The organism is Mesorhizobium humile (assembly GCF_033977215.1).
Taxonomy (GTDB): domain Bacteria; phylum Pseudomonadota; class Alphaproteobacteria; order Rhizobiales; family Rhizobiaceae; genus Mesorhizobium; species Mesorhizobium humile.
Map to the genome: position 1 here is coordinate 165316 of NZ_JAVIIV010000012.1, position 16979 is coordinate 182294.

The 16979-nt window shown below is 63.2% G+C and carries 19 protein-coding genes and 1 tRNA gene; 10 read left to right on the forward strand and 10 right to left on the reverse strand.

All coding sequences use genetic code 11. The features are described 5' to 3' along the window. Positions 1–21: 21 nt before the first annotated feature. Positions 22–107, forward strand: a tRNA-Leu gene (locus RFM52_RS19300). Between the two features lie 135 nt (positions 108–242). Here the strand turns inward: RFM52_RS19300 and RFM52_RS19305 are convergent. Next, on the reverse strand, positions 243–821 hold the full coding sequence (locus RFM52_RS19305; RefSeq protein WP_320295928.1) for an NUDIX domain-containing protein: 579 nt from the start codon (positions 819–821) through the stop codon (positions 243–245). Positions 822–990: 169 nt separating this feature from the next. Here RFM52_RS19305 and RFM52_RS19310 point away from each other — a divergent pair, with 169 nt between their 5' ends. From RFM52_RS19310 to RFM52_RS19320, 3 genes are all read left to right on the forward strand, one after another. Further along, positions 991–2094 (forward strand): NADH:flavin oxidoreductase/NADH oxidase, encoded by a 1104-nt coding sequence (locus RFM52_RS19310; protein ID WP_320295929.1) that lies wholly within the window; start codon positions 991–993, stop codon positions 2092–2094. Positions 2095–2219: 125 nt separating this feature from the next. Beyond that, complete coding sequence (locus RFM52_RS19315) at positions 2220–2639, forward strand: DUF982 domain-containing protein (RefSeq protein WP_430699253.1); 420 nt, start codon at positions 2220–2222, stop codon at positions 2637–2639. Between the two features lie 25 nt (positions 2640–2664). Further along, entirely contained in the window at positions 2665–2904 is a 240-nt protein-coding gene (locus RFM52_RS19320) for a DUF2188 domain-containing protein (RefSeq protein WP_320295930.1), read from the forward strand. Positions 2905–3073: 169 nt separating this feature from the next. Here RFM52_RS19320 and RFM52_RS19325 read toward each other — a convergent pair whose 3' ends face one another. Together RFM52_RS19325 and RFM52_RS19330 are read right to left on the reverse strand one after the other, a co-directional pair. Next, on the reverse strand, positions 3074–3346 hold the full coding sequence (locus tag RFM52_RS19325; protein ID WP_320295931.1) for a hypothetical protein: 273 nt from the start codon (positions 3344–3346) through the stop codon (positions 3074–3076). A gap of 180 nt (positions 3347–3526) precedes the next feature. After that, a complete protein-coding gene (locus RFM52_RS19330) occupies positions 3527–4501 on the reverse strand; it encodes an alpha/beta fold hydrolase (RefSeq protein ID WP_320295932.1) in 975 nt (324 codons plus the stop codon). Between the two features lie 129 nt (positions 4502–4630). Here RFM52_RS19330 and RFM52_RS19335 point away from each other — a divergent pair, with 129 nt between their 5' ends. From RFM52_RS19335 to RFM52_RS19350, 4 genes are all read left to right on the forward strand, one after another. After that, positions 4631–5371 (forward strand): competence/damage-inducible protein A, encoded by a 741-nt coding sequence (locus tag RFM52_RS19335; RefSeq protein WP_320295933.1) that lies wholly within the window; start codon positions 4631–4633, stop codon positions 5369–5371. A gap of 84 nt (positions 5372–5455) precedes the next feature. After that, positions 5456–6289, forward strand: coding sequence for a universal stress protein (locus RFM52_RS19340; RefSeq protein WP_320295934.1), 834 nt, complete (start codon positions 5456–5458; stop codon positions 6287–6289). A gap of 125 nt (positions 6290–6414) precedes the next feature. Then, positions 6415–6915 (forward strand): xanthine phosphoribosyltransferase, encoded by a 501-nt coding sequence (gene gpt / locus RFM52_RS19345; RefSeq protein WP_095765134.1) that lies wholly within the window; start codon positions 6415–6417, stop codon positions 6913–6915. Positions 6916–7111: 196 nt separating this feature from the next. Next, positions 7112–7600, forward strand: coding sequence for an NUDIX hydrolase (locus RFM52_RS19350; RefSeq protein ID WP_320295935.1), 489 nt, complete (start codon positions 7112–7114; stop codon positions 7598–7600). Between the two features lie 442 nt (positions 7601–8042). On the opposite strand, the gene RFM52_RS19355 is transcribed toward RFM52_RS19350, so the two are convergent. From RFM52_RS19355 to RFM52_RS19375, 5 genes are all read right to left on the reverse strand, one after another. Then, the gene (locus RFM52_RS19355; protein ID WP_320295968.1) at positions 8043–9191 is read right to left on the reverse strand and encodes a hypothetical protein; all 1149 of its coding nucleotides are present in this window, start codon (positions 9189–9191) and stop codon (positions 8043–8045) included. A 311-nt stretch (positions 9192–9502) separates the two neighbouring features. Then, positions 9503–11308 carry an ABC transporter ATP-binding protein gene (locus RFM52_RS19360; protein WP_320295936.1) on the reverse strand — a complete coding sequence of 602 codons (1806 nt, stop codon included), beginning with the start codon at positions 11306–11308 and terminating at the stop codon, positions 9503–9505. 368 nt (positions 11309–11676) lie between these two features. Then, a complete protein-coding gene (locus tag RFM52_RS19365) occupies positions 11677–12090 on the reverse strand; it encodes a GNAT family N-acetyltransferase (protein WP_320295937.1) in 414 nt (137 codons plus the stop codon). 32 nt (positions 12091–12122) lie between these two features. Continuing rightward, positions 12123–13802 carry an NAD+ synthase gene (locus RFM52_RS19370; protein ID WP_320295938.1) on the reverse strand — a complete coding sequence of 560 codons (1680 nt, stop codon included), beginning with the start codon at positions 13800–13802 and terminating at the stop codon, positions 12123–12125. A gap of 108 nt (positions 13803–13910) precedes the next feature. Continuing rightward, positions 13911–14624 (reverse strand): DNA-3-methyladenine glycosylase I, encoded by a 714-nt coding sequence (locus RFM52_RS19375; RefSeq protein ID WP_320295939.1) that lies wholly within the window; start codon positions 14622–14624, stop codon positions 13911–13913. Between the two features lie 91 nt (positions 14625–14715). Between RFM52_RS19375 and RFM52_RS19380 the strand changes: the two genes are divergently transcribed. After that, complete coding sequence (locus RFM52_RS19380; RefSeq protein ID WP_320295940.1) at positions 14716–15279, forward strand: DUF1003 domain-containing protein; 564 nt, start codon at positions 14716–14718, stop codon at positions 15277–15279. After that, positions 15276–15875, forward strand: a complete 600-nt coding sequence (locus RFM52_RS19385; RefSeq protein ID WP_320295941.1) for a DedA family protein — start codon at positions 15276–15278, stop codon at positions 15873–15875. The genes RFM52_RS19380 and RFM52_RS19385 overlap by 4 nt, the downstream gene beginning before the upstream one ends. A 135-nt stretch (positions 15876–16010) precedes the next feature. Here the strand turns inward: RFM52_RS19385 and RFM52_RS19390 are convergent, their stop codons facing one another. Next, complete coding sequence (locus tag RFM52_RS19390) at positions 16011–16370, reverse strand: diacylglycerol kinase (RefSeq protein ID WP_042644382.1); 360 nt, start codon at positions 16368–16370, stop codon at positions 16011–16013. Between the two features lie 78 nt (positions 16371–16448). Beyond that, positions 16449–16868, reverse strand: coding sequence for a GFA family protein (locus RFM52_RS19395; protein ID WP_320295942.1), 420 nt, complete (start codon positions 16866–16868; stop codon positions 16449–16451). Positions 16869–16979 lie beyond the last annotated feature (111 nt).

The following is a 16979-nucleotide window of genomic DNA, read 5'->3' on the forward strand; positions in this document are numbered from 1 at the left end:
GCGTCTGAAAAGGGCACGCCTGCGGACGTGGCGGAATTGGTAGACGCAAGGGACTTAAAATCCCTCGATCTCTGATCGTACGGGTTCGATTCCCGTCGTCCGCACCACCCCTTCGCTCTGCGAGCTTCGGCTGGCGGGCTGCAGCGTCTCGCCATTTCCGTAAATCGGTGAACCGCTCGCTCGCATCCGCGCAATGCCGTCAGGACTTGAGATAGCCCGCCGCAACCCGCGCCCTCGTCGTCTCAAACCTTCATCGGATTGAGCTTCAGGTGCTGAATCAGGATGATCGTCTTGGCATCGACGATGCGGCCGTCGGCGATACCGGCCAGCGCCTCGTCCAACGGCATTTCCAGAACCTCGATGTCCTCGCCCTCCTCCGGCGCGCCGCCGCCGTCGGAAATGCGGTCGGCCGGCGAATAGCGCGCGGTGAAGAACCAGAGCCGTTCGGTCACGCTGCCCGGACTCATGAACGGCGCGAACAGCCGCTCGACGCCTTGGAGGCGGTAGCCCAGTTCCTCTTCCGCTTCCTTGCGAATGGCGGTTTCGGGATCGTTTTCGTCGAGCAGCCCGGCGCAGGCCTCGATCAGCGGCTCGCGGTGGCCCACGGCGTAAGCCGGGAAGCGGAATTGACGCACCAGGAGCACGGTCCGGCGCTCAGGATCGAAGGGCAGGATCACCGCGCCGTCGCCGCGATCGTAGGTCTGGCGGGTCTGCGTCTCCCATCGTCCGTCGCGGCGGCGATAGTCGAGCACTGTCTTCTTCAGCACCGCCCAGTCGTCCGAAAGGACCTCCTCCGAACGGATGCGAATGCGATCTTCCATGACGACCTCCGTGTTGGCGGCAAAGGGGTAACGACGAAAGCCGACCGGCGCAATCCTCGAAAACGACTGCCTGGGAAACCGACTGGTCCAGCAGGAGTTTCACCGGCTCGTGTCTGGCGCGACGCGCCACGACTGCCTAGATAGCGGTATCTTCCCAGGAGCCCGTTTCATGACGTCATCGCTTTTCCAGCCGATCACCCTCGGCGGCCTCACCTTCCCCAACCGCATCGCGGTCGCCCCCATGTGCCAGTATTCGGCCGAGGACGGCTCGGCCAGCGACTGGCATCTGTATCATTGGATGAACCTGGCAATGTCGGGCGCCGGCATGGTTACCGTCGAGATGACCGATGTCGAGCGGCGCGGACGCATCTCGCATGGCTGTCTCGGGCTCTATTCCGACGACAACGAGGCGGCCGCCAGGCGTACGCTCGACGCCGCCCGGCGCGTCGCCGCGCCCGGCACGAAATTCGGCGTCCAGCTTGCCCATGCCGGCCGCAAGGCCTCCAACCGCAAACCTTGGGAGGGCGGCGGTCCGCTGCAGCCTGGCGAAGATCCCTGGCAGACGGTTTCGGCCTCGGCCGTCGCCTATGACACGGGCTGGAATGTGCCGCATGCGCTGGAAGATGACGAGATCCTTGAGCTTATTGCGCGTTTTGCGCAGTCGGCCGTGCGCGCCGAACGCGCCGGCTTCGACTTTGCCGAGCTGCACGCCGCGCATGGCTATCTGATCTTCCAGTTCCTTTCGCCGCTCTCCAACCAGCGCACCGACCGCTGGGGCGGGTCGCTGGAAAACCGCATGCGCTTCGCCCTCGAAATCGCAAGGGCGGTGAGGAAGGCCGCCCCGTCCATAATGCTGGGGGCGCGCCTTTCGGTGAAGGAATGGGTCGACGGCGGTTTCGACGTCGAGGACGCGATCGAGGTGGCCAAGGCGCTGAAGGCCGAAGGCGTCGCCTATCTGTGCTGCTCCAGCGGCGGCAATTCGCCCCTGCAGCAGGTGCCGCCCGGCCCCGGCTACCAGGTGCATCTGGCGGAAGCCGTGCGCAAGGGTGCCGGCATCCCGACGCGCGCCGTGGGATTGATCGACGACCCGAGCCAGGCCGAGGCGATCGTCGCCGACGGTCGTGCCGACATGGTGGCGCTGGCGCGCGCCTTCCTCGCCGACCCGCGCTGGGGCTGGCGCGCGGCGGCGGCCTTCGGCGAGGAAATCCATCCGGCGCCGCAGCTGGCGCGTTCAGTGACGACGATGCGGCATTGGATGAAGGCCGCCGGCTAGAGCATGATCCCGAAAGGTGGGCACCGGTTTTCGGAGAAAGATCATGCTCCGACAAAGGGTTAGATCGTGATGGCGATTCAACGAAACGCCATCACGGTCTAGAGCAATTCCAGGAAAGGTGTGACATGGTTAGGCTCGGCGACTTCGCCGTAGCCTGCCGTCCGGAATTGCGTCAAAACAGACCGGAAATCAGCGGGGTCCTGAGACGTTTGGGCGCAGGATCCTCGCCACAACTGCAACCAATTTGGCCGCTCTACGTTGCGGCCATGATGGACAACAAACCCTTTGAAAAGCCGGTGGTGGTCGAGCTCGGCCATGTCGGCAAATACCGCCAGATAAGCAGCACCCGCGAGGCCGCCGAGTGCCTGATGACAGTTTGGCCGCTCAATCGCGGCGATCGGCATCGTGATGCTCTCGACACTTGCCTCAAAGCGCTGGAAGGTTATCGTTCGACAGCGGACGCGCGTCGCGCCCTCGTCGAGGCGGCCAGGGAATCGGAAGTTCTGGTTCCCGAAGACAGGCTGCCCGACGGCAAGCTGCATTGAGCATGCGTCTTAACCGGAGGATTCCATGGCGAAGCTGACTTACAAGATCGTCGAGCATGATGGCGGCTGGGCCTACAAGGTCGGCTCGACGTTTTCCGAGACTTTCCGCACCCACCAGGAGGCGCTGCGCGCCGCCGAGATCGCCTCGTCCGAGCAACAGGTCGCCGGCGCCACCGATGGCATCCAGTACGAGGATGCCGAAGGCAAGTGGCATGACGAACTCGCCGACGGCCGCGACCGCCCGCAGACCGAGGTCTCCGACTAGTGCATTTCACCGTTTCACGGAACCGGTGAAACGCCCTATCTCTTTGTTTTTACGCAATTCCGGACGGAAAGCCGCTTACACTTTTCCTGGAATTGCTCTAGGAATTGGAACCGCCCCGCGACCGACCAAGCCCAAGGCTTCATACCGGCCGCCGTCGAATTATGCGGTGCTACTTGCCGCAGTAATTGTCGTTGACGTTCTGCTGCGAATTGGCATCGGGGCCAGGCGTCGTGTCGGCACACGGCCCGATGCCACCGGTATTGCCGTAGGTGGTCAGCCCGGAGCCGCCGTTGATGCTGCCCGTGGTGTAGGGATCTACCTGCTCGCTGACGTCGGGACGATGGTCGCGGTGCCACCACCACCAGTCATCTGATGACTGCGCCATGGCCGCGCCACCCATGGCCAGCACCAGCGCCGAAGCTGCGATAAGTCTTGTAAGCATTGGATTTCTCCATCTCTTGGATCGCAAAATACGTGGGGCCGAAGCCCCACAGCGATACAAACGAAACCCTAGGTCGGGTGCGAAGGTTCCCCTCGAATTTCTCGGTGGGACACAATGTCCGACACTTTTGCGTGACACCGCGTAAAGAGCCGCGAGGTCGTGTCGTGACTGCGGCCGAGATCAGTTCACGCCGGCGAAGGCGCGCGCAGCGATCCGTTGGACAAAGGCGACGACCCGTTCGGGCTCCGCAAATTGCGGCATGTGGCCGAGACCTTCGATCCGTTCAAAGTCGAGGCCCTCGATCTTGTCCAGCATCGGTTCGCCATGCACGGCCTCGCCGATCACCTGGTCGCCGGTGCCGAACAGAATGCCTGCCGGCATCGTTATTTCGCGGTAACGCTTTTCGATTTGGCCAAGGTCCCGTTCGACGGCCACGACATCGGTGGACGTGGCGAAATAGTGGGACGGACGCAACCCGAGCCAGCCGCCGCCGCTGATCATGTAATCCGCCGGAACCGCTTGCGGCGCGAAAATGAAACGCAGCGTCGGCTGCGCGTAACGAAGGCTGAGCGGTATCGCCACCGTATGGGCCAGGACACGGCACAGCAGCCGTGACGGAACATAGAGCAGGTCAAATCCCTGACGCCCCGTCGCTTCCAGATGCGTCAGCGGCGAAACCAGCGCAATACCGGAAATCGCTGTCGGATGCCCGGTCGCCAGCGCGAGCGCGATGGCCCCGCCGAGCGAATGGCCGACAACCAAGGGCCGCTCCAGGCGCAATTCCTCGATGAAGCGCCGCACGACATCCGCCTGTTCGGGCAGCCGTCCGGTGGCGCCGCTTGCCCGAACCGAATAGCCCGAGCCCGGCCGGTCGAGCGCGATCAGCCGGTAGCCGGCGCCAAAGCGCCCGAACAGCGTGTGGCGGAAATGGTGGATCTGGGCGCCGAGCCCGTGCACGAAGACGATCGGCCTGCCGTCGCCCTCTTCCACATAGTGGATGCGGTTGCCGTCTATCTCGACGAATTTCCCGCAAGCCGGCACCAGTCTTTCGGCCTTTGCCGCGATGCGCCAGGTCGCAATCATCAGGGCAAGCACGACAATGGCCACCGCACCGAGCAAGCCGGCAAGCAGCCACGAGACAACCGATATCAGCATGCTTTCACCTCAGGCCGACCGCCGCACCATATCCGCAACGGCCGCCGCCACAAGCGGCTATCCGGCTTTCGCATTGCGGCCGGCCGCCGGCCGCGTTATCTCAGGCGACCTTTTGCGCCGGAGCCCCTCATGCCTGAAATCGTCACCGCCGCCATGCTCGTCATCGGCGACGAGATCCTCTCCGGCCGCACCAAGGACAAGAATATCGGCCACCTCGCCGACATCATGACGGCGATCGGCATAGACCTGAAGGAAGTGCGCATCGTCCCCGACGAGGAGGACGAGATCGTCGTGGCGGTGAATGCCGTGCGCGCCCGCTATACCTACGTCTTCACCACCGGCGGCATCGGCCCCACGCATGACGATATCACCGCCGACTCCATCGCCAAGGCCTTCGGCGTGCCTTGCGAATACGACGCCAAGGCCTACGCGCTGCTCGAAGCAAGCTATGCCGGGCGCGGCATCGAATTCACCGAAGCGCGCAAGCGCATGGCGCGCATGCCGCGCGGCGCCGACCTCATCGACAATCCCGTCTCCGTCGCGCCGGGCTTCCGCATCGGCAACGTCCATGTGATGGCCGGCGTGCCGTCGATCTTTCAGGCTATGCTCGACAATGTCGTGCCGACGCTCAAGGCCGGCACCAAAATGCTGTCGGCCACCGTGCATTGCCCGTTCGGCGAAGGCCTGATCGGCGGGCCGCTGGCCGATATCCAGAAAGCGCATCCCGACACCATCATCGGCTCGTACCCCAAATATGGCGACGGCAAGTTCTGGACCGAGCTCGTCGTGCGAGCCCGCAGCGAGGAAGCCCTCGAGGCCGCCCGCAAGGACGTCGAGGCGATGGTGGCGGGGTTCGTCAAGGCGGGCTGACCGGCGTTCGGCCGGAACCAGTCAACGCGCTGAGACGTTCCTTTTGCCGCGCGGCTGCGCGGGGCAACAATTGAGGGACCGGTCATGCGCTTCAAGACAATCGTCGCCATCTTGCAGAACGAACAGGACGCCGAGCGCGTGCTCGATTGCGCCCTTCCGCTTGCCGACAGGTTCGAGAGCCATCTCGTCGGCATCCATGCCGAGGCGCTTCCCGTGCCCTACACGTCGGCAACCGGCTTCCCGGATACCGAATTCCTGCAGGTCTCGGCCGAGATGAACAAGGAACGCGCCGACAAATTGCAGGCCTATTTCCTGCAGCGGATCGAGGAATCCGGCCTGTCCTTCGAATGGCGAAGCCTGGAGAGCTTCTCCGGCGACAGCGCGCTGACCGGCATATCGAGCGTGCGCGCCGCCGATCTGATCATCGCCGCGCAGCGTGACACCGGCGGCGACCCGAGCGCCGATGTCGACACGCTGGTCTACGATGCCGGGCGGCCGGTGCTGGTCGTGCCGCATGGCGGACCGCTGGTCACCACCTTCAGACGTGTGCTGCTTGCCTGGAACGGCAGCAAGGAAGCGGCGCGCGCCGCCTTCGATGCCCTGCCCTTCATCGCCGAGGCCGACAAGACGGACATTCTCGTCATCGATCCGCCCGAGGCGCTGGATGAATCTCCGGAAGCCGCCGGCGCCGAGATCGCCGCGGCGCTGTCCCGCCACGGCGCCAATGTCAGCGTCTGCGTGCAGAAATCCGGCGGCGCTTCGGTCGACGACATGATTCAGGCCAGGATCGTCGAATCCGGCGCCGATCTTCTGGTGCTCGGCGCCTACAGCCACTCCTGGCTGCGCCAGCTTCTGTTTGGCGGCGTCACCCGTACGGTGCTGCGCAGCACGAACGTGGCGGCTTTCCTGTCGCGCTGATTCATTTTGAGTCCACAGCCATCGCCGGTCCCTGCCCTTGCCAAGCCTGGCGCTTTCCGGCTAATTCCGCCTGCATTCCAGTGTTTTCTGCGCGCCGACGGCGCGCTTTGCGGAGTGCCCGAACCATGTCCCTTCCCGAAAAAGCCTTTCCCGTCTCCTGGGACCAGTTCCACCGCGACGCCCGCGCGCTTTCCTGGCGGCTGTCCGGGGCCAACAAGGGACAATGGAAAGCGATCGTCTGCATCACGCGCGGCGGCCTGGTGCCTGCCGCCATCATCGCGCGCGAGCTTGGCATCCGCGTCATCGAGACGGTTTGCGTCGCCTCCTACCATGACTACACCAGCCAGGGTCAGTTGCAGGTCCTGAAGGAGATTTCGCCTCCACTGCTTGCCGATGATGGAGCCGGCGTGCTGATCATCGACGATCTGACCGACACCGGCAAGACGGCGGGCATTGTGCGCGCCATGATGCCGAAGGCGCACTTCGCGACGGTCTATGCCAAGCCAAAGGGCCGCCCGCTGGTCGATACGTTCGTCACCGAGGTCAGCCAGGACACCTGGATATACTTTCCCTGGGACATGGGCTTCACTTACCAGAAGCCGATCGCGGACGATCACGCCGGCTGAACGGCCGTCATATCTTCCAGAGAATCTGGCTTAAACCTGCGTCGCGCGACCCACCTGACGGGCACGACTACTTGCGAGATTGACTTTTTCTGGTGGAGTTTTCCGGCAGAGTGAAGTTTTTTACTTTTAAAGCCCATAATTCGCCGTAAGATTCGTAAGGTGGCAAACGATTCTGGAGCTGGGGCAGCTTCTTACCATGTTGACGAGGCCGACGACGCACAACCAGATGGCCGAAAGAGTCCGGCGGCTCTTCGGCGTTGCGCCTTGTCGCCTCCAGGTTGCCGCCTTGCCTTGGCGCGAGGTCGAGAACGGCGTCGAGATCATGCTGATCACCAGCCGCGACACCGGGCGCTGGGTGCTGCCCAAAGGGTGGCCGGAAGCCAGGGAACCGCTTTCCGAAGCGGCCGCCCGCGAAGCAGGCGAGGAAGCCGGGTTGCGCGGCTCCGTCTCGCATCTTGAAGCCGGCCGTTACTTCTATGCCAAGGTCCTCGCCTCCGGCGAGGAAGTGCCTTGCGAAGTCTTGGTCTTTCCGCTGCATGTCGACCGCGTCGCCGATCGCTGGAAGGAAAAGCGCGCACGAACGCGCAAATGGGTTGGCCCGAACGAAGCCGTCCGGATGGTCAACGAACCCGATCTTTGCCAGATCATTGCCGACTTCTGCGCCGCGCCGCACAAATTCGCCTGATTCAAAGGAATTTCGGGAAAAGTGCTGAGCGGCTAGGTTCCCTACACAGGGATTTTGAAAGGTCGCCGTTTGTCCTGGTGCAAGATTTTTCGTTCATTTCCGTGAAAACAGCGCAAACGCCAGGGATTGGTTGAAGCCGCCCCAACCTCGTCATTCTATGGCGGCGCAGACCATAGAATCCATGCCGTGACTTGGAAGCGCCGCCACGGTCCAGAATTTTGCTCCGTTGCACGCCTTGGCGAAGGTAACGGCATGGATTCTAGGGTCTTCGCGACGGAGCTTCGCTCCTGCTCCGCCCTAGAATGACGATCGCGATGGGCGTTCCGGCCAATCTCCAAAGGCATGCCGCCTGCCGACGCAAACAGAGCCGGCCGGTCAAAATCCCTGTGCTTGGACTAGGGCTCGGCGGCCCTCTCGCCCGCAATCGCGTCATTGCAAGTGGTCAGACGCGGCCGAAATCGTCGGAACTGAGCCGGGTCCAGCGATCGCCCATCAACCCGCCGATGAAGATGTCGCCCGCGCGGACCGCTTCCCTGACCTCGGCGATGCGTGAACGCACCATCGTGCCCCCGGTATAGCGGAAGAAGAGACCGTTGTAGTTGAAGAGTTGCGGCATGACCCTGCTCTGGGTCTGCCCGGTAATGCCTGCACAACCCATATCCCGCGCCGCCGCGATGAGGGCGTCCAGCGTCGCGCCCCAGAGGGATCCAGACGCCTGGATCTGCAGCAGGTTCGCTATGCCGCCGGCTTGGCCATAAAAGGCATAGCAGCCCAGCATCTTGCCCGTTTCGTCGTAAGTTCCGCCGAATCGAAGTGGACCGTCGGCCCGCTTCTCGGCCGCCAGCGCGAGCAGCCGCGGCAACTCGCCGTCCCGCCAACTCGGCCGCAGCGAGTAATCGGCCATGAGGACAGGCAGTTGCTGCGCAAATCGGGCCGCGTCGATCGGCTCGCGGTGGATCCGTTGGAATGAATGCTGGGACGATGGCTCGAACCTTTTTCTTGCAAGAGCGTCAAAGGCTTTCGCGCCAGGGTCGAGAGCCAGGCGAGGCAGCCCCGGCCATTTGCGGCGCAGCATGGCGGCGGCCATGGCGCCGGGTCGGAAAACACAGGTCCATTCCAGGCAGTGCACCGGCAGGAGCTGATACTTCATCGGACGCGCGAAGGCCAAGGATGTCCGGTTGGCGGAATCGGTCAGGTAGAGATCAAATTCGCCTTGATGCAGGGTGCGCAGCAATTGCGGCCCGGCCCAACCGTGATCGGTGCTGGAATCGGTCATGAAGGGACCGATGATGGCCGCGTTCAATGCCGTTCCGTTGAGTTCGTAGCGGGCTTTCAGAACGCCCATGAAGCCACCCAGGCGGCCCTGCGGGTTGATCTGGACAAGAGCCTTGCTCTCATCCCCGTCAAGGTAGAGCTTCCTCATATAGTCCGCCGTCTGCGCGATCGCGCGATCGCGCTGGTGGCGACGATGGCGAAACTTCCTCAGGAAGAGCGCGGCGACGTGCTCGAGGTCCTCGATGGCTAGAGGCCGAACCGAGCCATGCTGGGTTTCCAGCGACGACGGCGCAGCCATCTTTCCCGGGCCGGTCATGCGTCCCAACGAAAATCTCCGTTCAACCGGCATTCCTACAGAAACGAGAAATCCTGGAGGCCATCGCCTACCATATCCGATTTGCTTTTCTGTAAATATACAACGAACGTTGCTTCAAAAAGTGGGCGACGATCAAATTTACTAGAACAAATACTAAAATATTCAATGTATAGAAAGAAAATTGAATAGCAGATTACGCAGACCTATCCGCATAACGCGAAGGCGGTTGCAAACGTCGAAATGGCAGGCCTGGGTCGCTCCGAAGACCATGCCCTGACTGCGCCCGGCCGGAGCCGGGCGCCATCCTTTCCTCAGGCAACGAGGCCCTTGGTCAACTCGAGCGCCTGACGCTCGAACAGCCGCCGGTAGATGCCGCCGTTCAGCCGGATCAGCTCGTCATGCGAACCCTCCTCGGCGATACGCCCGCGATCGAAGACCAGCAGCCGGTCGAGCGCCCGCACCGTCGAGAGCCGGTGCGCAATGACAAGGGTCGTGCGCCCGACCATCAGCCGCTCCATCGCCTTCTGGATCAGCACTTCCGATTCCGAATCGAGGCTCGAGGTTGCCTCATCCAGGATCAGAATGCGCGCGTCGGCCAGGAAGGCGCGGGCGATCGCCACGCGCTGGCGCTCGCCGCCCGACAGTTTCACGCCACGCTCGCCGACCAGGGTTCCATAGCCCTTGGGCAGGCTGGTGATGAAGTCATGCGCGCTGGCAAGCTTGGCCGCGTGCTCGATCTCGGCCTGGCTGGCGCCGGGCCTGGCATAGGCGATGTTCTCGGCAAGCGAGCGGTGGAACAGGATCGGCTCCTGCTGGACGATGGCGATCTGGCCACGCAGCGAGGCCTGCTCGACCTGCGCGATGTCCTGCCCGTCGATCAGGATCCGCCCGGCGTTCACGTCATAGAGCCGCTGGATCAGCTTGACGAAAGTCGTTTTGCCCGAGCCCGAATGCCCGACCAGTCCAATGCGCTCGCCGGCCTCGATATCGACGGAGAAATCGCGGTAGAGCGGCAGAAGGTGATTGCCGTAGTGGAACGTCACCTTGTCGAAGGCGATGTGTCCATCGGTGATCCGGATCGGCTGGGCGCCGGGCCGGTCCTCGATGCCGAGCGGCTCGGACTGGAAGTCGACCAGTTCCTCCATGTCGTTGATCGAGCGCTGCAGGTTGCGGATATGCGTGCCGATGTCGCGCAGATAGCCCTGCAGCACGAAGAACGAGGTCAGCACGAAGGCGACGTCGCCGGCGCTCGCCTGGCCCCAGGCCCACAACATGAGGGCAAGACCGATCACCGCCGCGCGCATCAGGAGCAGCAGCGCCCCTTGCGTGGTGCCGTTGGCGGTGCCGCGCATCCAGGTGCGGCCAGTGCGCAGGCGCCATTTAGCGACGACGCGCGCCAGCCGCGCTTCCTCGCGAGCCTCCGCGCCGAAGCCTTTGACGACGGCGTTGCAGCTCACCGCGTCGGCCAGCGAGCCTCCGAGGCGCGTGTCCCAGCTGTTGGCGAGCCGCGCGGCGGGCGCGACATAGCCGAGCGACAGCATCGCCGTGACAGCGATGAACAGCACCGAGCCGGCGGCCACGACGGCCCCCATCAGCGGCCAGAACCAGCCGAGCAGCAGCGTCGATCCGACAAGCATGACGACCGACGGCAAAAGCGCGATCAGGATCGTGTCGTTGAGCAGGTCCAGCGCCCACATGCCGCGCGTTATCTTGCGCACCGTCGATCCGGCGAAGCTGTTGGCGTGCCAGGCCGTCGAGAAACGCTGCACCCGATGGAAGGCATCGGCGGCGATGTCCGACATCATCTTGAGCGTCAGCTCGACGATCCACAGGAAGGCGACATTGCGCAGCACGATCCCGGCTAGCGCCAACGCCATCAGCATCGAGAACGCCGTCATTGCCGCGTTCCAGGCAACCTCATGGGTTCCGGCGCCGCTGGCGACCGCATCGACGAGGCGGCCAGAGTAAAAAGGTGTCAGCACGTCGGCTAGCGTCGACAGCAGGAAGGCGCCCATGATGAGCGAAAGCCGCCACGGCTGGTGGCGCCAGTGGCCGAATGTAAAGCCAAGCACGCTGCGAAAGGCGCTCGCGCGCAGGTCGATCTTGAAACGAGCCATGATGTCATCCGGGCGCAAACGAGCCCGGTCCCGGTAAAATCAAATTGGAAACCCGCGTCCGCGCCTGCGGCGCTCCAGAGAACGGGAGGTTCAGTATGGTAGGCCGCCTGCCCTGAGGCGACCGGCAGCGGCAAATGCCTGTCCTGCGTCTGGCTCTCCGAGAAACTCAGAGCGCCGGCGCCGACCTAGGCTTCGCGGCCTCGCATAACGATGTCAAATCCTGCCATACGGTCCTCCCGGAAGGGAATCGCGGAGAAGCCCTTATAGGGAGGCATCAGCCGATCGCCAAGCCGGCCTATCGCCAAAACGACATCTGGTCCAAGCACTGAGACGAATTTGCAACAACGGCGTTGCCCTCGCGTCCCAGGTCAGACTGCCGGCTTGCGCTCCAAGCGCATGTAGTGCCCATCGGTCGACGCCTTGAAGCCGAACTTCTCGTAGAGGCTATGGGCGTCGTCGGTCGACAGGCTCCAATGCGCCACCGACGCGACCTCCGGGTGATCGATCAACGCCTGGACGAGCCGCTTGCCGATTCCCCGCCCGCGATGTTCGGGCCAGATGATGACATCGGCGACATAGGCAAATACCGTATAGTCGGTGATCGCGCGGGCGAAGCCGACCTGCCTGCCGTCGAGATAGGCGCCGACGCAAAGCGAATTGTCGAAGGCGCGATGGTTGGCATCGTCGTTTCGTGACGCTCCCCAATAGCTTTGCATGAGTTGGTCGGAGGTCGCCCGGAAATCCATCCGCGACAGGTCGAAACTGATTTCAATATCCTGCATGCTCGGCACTGCAGCAATCTCAAGGTCGAGGACTAGCCACGATCCCGGAACCGGTTGGTGATCGGATAGCGGCGGTCGCGGCCGAAATTTTTCCGCGTGATCTTCACGCCGGGCGCCGCCTGGCGGCGCTTGTATTCGGCGATGTAGAGCAAGTGCTCGACGCGTGTCACCGTCGCCCGGTCGTGGCCGCGCGCGACGATGTCGTCGACGCTCATCTCGTTCTCCACCAGGCATTCGAGAATGTCGTCCAGCGCCGGATAGGGCGGCAGCGAATCCTGATCGGTCTGGTTCTCGCGCAGCTCCGCCGACGGAGCCTTGTCGATGATGTTCTTCGGGATGACCTCGCCGGACGGTCCGAGCGCGCCCGGCGGCACATGCGAATTGCGCCAGCGCGACAGCGCATAGACCTGCATCTTGTAGAGGTCCTTGATCGGATTGAAGCCGCCATTCATGTCGCCGTAAAGCGTGGCATAGCCGACCGACATCTCGCTCTTGTTGCCGGTGGTGACCACCATCGAGCCGAACTTGTTCGAGATCGCCATCAGGATCGTGCCGCGTGCGCGGCTCTGCAGGTTCTCCTCGGTGATGCCTTCCTGGGTGCCTTCGAAGAGCTGGGTCAGCGCATGCTTGAAGCCTTCGACCGGCTCGGAGATCGGCACGATGTCGTAACGGCAGCCGAGCGCCCTGGCGCAGTCCTCGGCGTCCTTCAGCGAATCCTTCGACGTATAGCGGTAGGGCATCATGACGGTCCGCAACCGCTCTTCGCCCAGCGCGTCGACGGCCAAGGCCGCGCAGATCGCCGAGTCGATGCCGCCGGAAAGGCCGAGCACGACGTTCTTGAAACCGTTCTTGTTGACGTAGTCGCGCAGGCCGAGCATGCAGGCCCGGTAGTCCGCCTCTTCGCGCTCCGGGATCTTCGACATCGGGCCTTCCGAGCAGACCCAGGTCTCCCCCTTTCTTTTCCAGGTGGTGACGTCGACCGCGTCCTCGAACTGGCTCATCTGGAAAGCCAGCGTCTTGTCGGCCCCGATGGCGAACGAGGCGCCGTCGAAGATCAGCTCGTCCTGGCCGCCGAGCTGGTTGGCGTAGATCATCGGCAGCCCGGTTTCGATGACTTGGCGGATCACGACCTGGTGGCGGACGTCGATCTTGGCGCGATAGTAGGGCGAGCCGTTCGGCACCAGCAGGATCTCGGCGCCGCTTTCGGCCAGCGTCTCGCAGACGGCGATGTCGCCCCAGATGTCCTCGCAGATCGGAACGCCGATGCGCACGCCGCGGAAATTGACCGGGCCCTGCAGTTCCGGTCCGGCCTGGAACACGCGCTTCTCGTCGAACTCGCCATAATTCGGCAGATCGAGCTTGTAGCGCTCGGCGATGATCTTGCCGCCGTCGGCGAAGACGATGGAGTTATGCGTACCGGTCTTGCGCTTCAGCGGCGTGCCGATGATCACGCCTGGGCCACCGTCGGCCGTATCCTTGGCGAAATCCTGCGCCGCCTTCTCGCAAGCCATCAGGAAGGAAGGCTTCAGCACCAGGTCTTCCGGCGGATAACCGGCGAGAAAGAGCTCGGTGTAGAGCACCAGATCGGCGCCCTGCCGCGCCGCGTCCGCCCTCGCCTCGCGGGCTTTCGCCAGATTGCCGGCGACGTCGCCGACGGTCGGGTTGAGCTGGGCAACGGCGATGCGCAGGATGTCGGGAGCGGTCTTGGTCATGCAACGGATTTAGCGTGGCTGAAATCGCCCCGCAATGGCGATTGCTTGTACCAAATAGGACTAATCGGCAAAGCCGATTATGTCCCTGATCGATCGATTGTGGCAGGCCTAGTCGCCCATATACTCGCGCAACGCCTCTGCCGAACGGTTCTCGCCGATCGACATCGCCAGGATGCGCGAGATGTGGCGGCGCGGCAGTCCGGTCTCGGCCGACCATCGGTTGATCTGCGCCTGGATCCTGTCGAGGTCGCGTTTCGAGGTCGGGTTTTCGGCGATATCGAGGCCGGCGTCTCGCAACGCCGCCGCCATGTCGGTGGAGATCACGAACGTGTCCCATTCCAGCCAGCGCAGGAAATACTGGCCGGTGTTGCCGCCGAGCCGGCTGCCATGCTTGGCGAGATAGGCGGTCAGGCCGACCTGATCGTCCGCCGGCCACCCGGCAATGAATTTGCCGAAGCTGCCATGCTCCTTCGAGACGCGATCGACGAAGGCGGCATTGTCGCGCACCGATTTGATCTTCTGCGGGTTGCGCACGATCCGGCTATCGGATGCCAGTTCGTGCCAGAAGTCGTCCGGCTGGAACAGGAGCCGCTTCGGCTCGAAGCCGAGGAACGCTTCCTCGAAACCCGGCCATTTCTGTTCGATGACCCGCCACACGAAGCCGGCGGCGAAAATCCGCTCGGCCATGGTGGAGAGAATGCGGTCGTCGGGAATCTTCGCCACTGCCTTATTGTCGGGCGCCGGGCCAAGCAACGGTGACAGCACGGCCTCCCCGCCCTTGCGCTTTGCCGCCCGTGCGTGGATTTTCTGGAAATCGAGCATCGTTGTCCTCGCCTGTTCGCCGCAATCTATCACTTCACGTCAGGCCCGGCAGCCTCTACCTCTATCGATGCCCGGCCGAAGGAGAAGACAGATGAACAAGATCGTCGAGGACATGGCGAACCGTTTGCTCAAGCGAAAGCCGGAAGGTTTCGGTCCGCTCGAGAGCCGCGTGCTCCAGTCGACGCTCGAGCGCACCACCATCACGCGAGATACCAACAAGGCCGTGGCCTTCCACGAGACCTATGGCGACCGCATCGCCGACAGCATTGCCAGGGTCGGCGGTTCCTGGTCTTTCATCCTCGCCTTCCTGGCCTTTTTGGTTGTTTGGACCGCCGGCAATGCCTGGCTGCTCACGCGCGACGCCTTCGACCCCTACCCTTTCATCTTCCTCAACCTGGTGCTTTCGATGGTCGCCGCGCTGCAGGCGCCCGTGATCATGATGTCGCAGAACCGCCAGACCGAACGCGACCGCATCGACGCTGCCCATGACTACGAGGTCAATTTGAAGGCCGAGATCGAGATCATGGCCCTGCATGAGAAGCTCGACGAGTTGCGCCACAGCGAGATCATCGGCATGCGGGATGAAATCCTGCGCATGGCCGAGCAGATCAGGCGCATCGACGAGAAGCTGTCGGCGCGGCCCGTAACAGAATGAACGAGACCATCCACCATCTCATCGAGCAATATGGGCTGATCGCGGTCTTTCTGGGCTGCGGGGCCGAAGGCGAAAGCGCCGCGATCCTGGGCGGCTTCTTCGCTCATCAGCATGTCTTCGTGCTGTGGCAGACTTTCCTCGCCGCCTTTGTCGGCGCCTTCGCCGGCGACACGTTCTTCTTCACCCTGGGGCGCAGCTTCGCCGAGCATCGCTATGTGAGAAGGCTGCGCAGGCGTCCGGGCTTCAGCCGCGCCTATCGCCTGCTCAACACGCATCCCAACATTTTCGTGCTGACCAACCGCTATATCTACGGCATGCGCCTGGTCGGCGGTGTCGCCGCCGGCCTGTCGACGGTGCCAGTGCCCCGTTTCGTCGTCCTGAATGCCATCTCTTCCGCGGTCTGGGCGGCCCTGTTCAGCGGCATCGGCTATGTCTTCGGCCTGGGCGCGGAGCAGATGGTGGGCCAGGCGTTCGCCCGGCATGAGCGCCTGCTCATCGCCCTTGGCGTCGGCGCGGTCGTGGCGATTGTTGCCTGGCTGGTCGGCCATCACTTTGCCAGCCGCGAACGCGCCAAGGAAGACCGGGCGCGACCCTGACCCGCTAGAGCGTTTCACCGTTTCACGGAAACGGCGAACCACTCTAACCCTTTGTTTTTACGCAATTACCGACGGAAGGTTACGGCGAAGGCGCCGGACCCAACCGCTCACATTTTTCCTGGAATTGCTCCAGGATCAGATCGGCGCGCCGATAAGGCGTTCGATGAGGGCGATGCCCCAGACGCCGCCGGCGATCACGATCGAGATAAGCACCGCCAGCGAGCCGCAATCCTTGGCGAGTTGGATCTCGATGTGGAATTCGCGCGAGATCGCGTCGCAGGCGGCCTCGATGCCGGTGTTGAGCACTTCGACCATGATCAGGAGCAGCACCGCGCCGATCAGCAGGGCATAGCCGCGCCAGGAGACCGAGATGAACCAGCCAGCCGGCAAGGCAAGAGCAAGCAACAGCAATTCCTGCTGGAACGCCTTTTCGTGGGCGGCCAACTTGCGGAAGGCCCGCACTGAATTGATGAACGCATCGATCAGCCGCTGCATGCCTCTGCCCCTTTGCGAGTCACCGGCTGGGGATATCGCAATGGCGGGATCAAGGGAATAAGGCCGCCGCCGCAAAATTCATCCGTCCGCGACCTTTATCGACGGTGTCGATTTCTCGAACTGCGGCAACCCGTCCTCGATCGAATAGTAATCGCCCTTGTCGCCGACGAAGATGTGGCTTTCCGCGGACAGACCGCTCGGCCTCTCGAAGGAGCCGGCCATGATCGAGATCGTGTCCAGTTCATTGTGCTTCCAGAACAGCAGCGAACCGCAGGTGCGGCAAAAGCCGCGTTTCGCTATGTCGGACGCGCCGTACCAGTTGAGCGCGTCGGTGCCTTCTATGACGATATCGACGTCCTTGGAGGCGGTTGCCGCGACGAAATGGCCGGTTTGCCGGCGGCACTGCGAGCAGTGGCAGTAGACGACGCCGCGTAGCGGCCCGCTCGTCCTGAACCGCACCGCCCCGCACAGGCACGATCCGCTGTGGTTGTCGTCCATTCCGGCCTCCGTCGACATCTTCCGCCCCGTTCATTGCGGAATAGAATTTCAGTTTTGAGATGGCCGGGCACCGGCAAATGCGACACCGAGGCGACGCGTTTCAGAAGCCGC